The following is a 1,280-nucleotide window of genomic DNA, read 5'->3' as shown; positions in this document are numbered from 1 at the left end:
GATCGGAACACCGACGCGCAGCGCGATGGCCACCGAGTCCGAGGGGCGCGCCGAGACGGTGATGTTGCGGTCGAAGATCAGGTCGGCGTAGAAGGTGCCCTCCTGCAGATCGACAATCCGCACCTCTTTGAGCGAATGTCCAAGCGCAGCAATGACATCCCTGATCAGATCGTGGGTGAGCGGGCGGGGCGGCTCGACGCCCTGCTGCTCCAGCGCGATGGCCGCGGCCTCGGACTGGCCGATCCAGATCGGCAGGTAACGGTCACCGGTGGTCTCCCGCAACAACAGCACGGGCTGGTTCTGCGGCTGCTCCACGCGAATGCCGACAACACGAACTTCACCCATTTGTGTCTGCCCTCCGCATTGACGGTGCCGTGTCGGATCCGGTTAACGAAAGCGACGGCGGTGTCGAAGAAATCGCCATGCTGCCGTAACCAAGCTGTCGACCGAAAGTCTAGTCCTCAGCGATGCAGAACGTCGCGAACGGCGGATTTGATCAGCGAAGTGTGCAGGGTGATCGCGAGGGCCGCGACCTCGCGAGCAAGGTCGTCGGCCCGGTCCCGCGCGCCGGCCTTATCGGCCTTCACCAACGGCCCGGCGATCTGGGCGATGAGGTCGGACTGCCGGTCGGCCGCCGAGCGAAACGCGCGCAGATGGCGCGGTTCGACGCCGTAGTCCGACAGCGCCCGCGCGCACTGCAGGATGACCACCGCGTGCTCGTCGAAGAAACCGCCGGGGCCGGTGGTGATCACCCCGGCCTTGAGCAGCGCCGTCAGCAGCTCCCCGTCGACCCCTGAACGTTCCAGCAGGTCTTCGCGACTGAGCCGCACGCGGGGCGGGGCCACCGCCGCGGCGTCCGAGCCGTCCCCGGCGGGGACCGACACCAGGCGCGGCGCGGAGTACGGCGAGGGCGAACCGACGGAGGGCAGACACAAATGGGTGAAGTTCGTGTTGTCGGCATTCGCGTGGAGCAGCCGCAGAACCAGCCCGTGCTGTTGTTGCGGGAGACCACCGGTGACCGTTACCTGCCGATCTGGATCGGCCAGTCCGAGGCCGCGGCCATCGCGCTGGAGCAGCAGGGCGTCGAGCCGCCCCGCCCGCTCACCCACGATCTGATCAGGGATGTCATTGCTGCGCTTGGACATTCGCTCAAAGAGGTGCGGATTGTCGATCTGCAGGAGGGCACCTTCTACGCCGACCTGATCTTCGACCGCAACATCACCGTCTCGGCGCGCCCCTCGGACTCGGTGGCCATCGCGCTGCGCGTCGGTGTTCCGATC

Annotated in this window: 2 protein-coding genes and 1 pseudogene; 1 reads left to right on the top strand and 2 read right to left on the bottom strand. The window is 66.9% G+C overall.

Annotated features, from left to right (window positions below):
- Nucleotides 1-345: bifunctional nuclease family protein (locus tag A5714_RS06760; protein WP_068284053.1), on the bottom strand; the 345-nt coding region annotated here is incomplete at its 3' end.
- 116 nt (nucleotides 346-461) lie between these two features.
- A pseudogene (locus A5714_RS06755) lies at nucleotides 462-1,001 on the bottom strand (MerR family transcriptional regulator); the annotation flags it as partial.
- Between A5714_RS06755 and A5714_RS06750 the strand changes: the two are divergent.
- A partial coding sequence (locus A5714_RS06750) for a bifunctional nuclease family protein (RefSeq protein WP_068284053.1) occupies nucleotides 936-1,280 on the top strand: 345 nt, incomplete at its 3' end. The pseudogene A5714_RS06755 and the gene A5714_RS06750 overlap by 66 nt on opposite strands.

This window comes from Mycobacterium sp. E2462, from assembly GCF_001672685.1.
Classification (GTDB): Bacteria; Actinomycetota; Actinomycetes; order Mycobacteriales; family Mycobacteriaceae; genus Mycobacterium.
The sequence above is the reverse complement of the archived record's forward strand: the minus strand, read 5'-3'. Positions and strand labels throughout refer to the sequence as shown.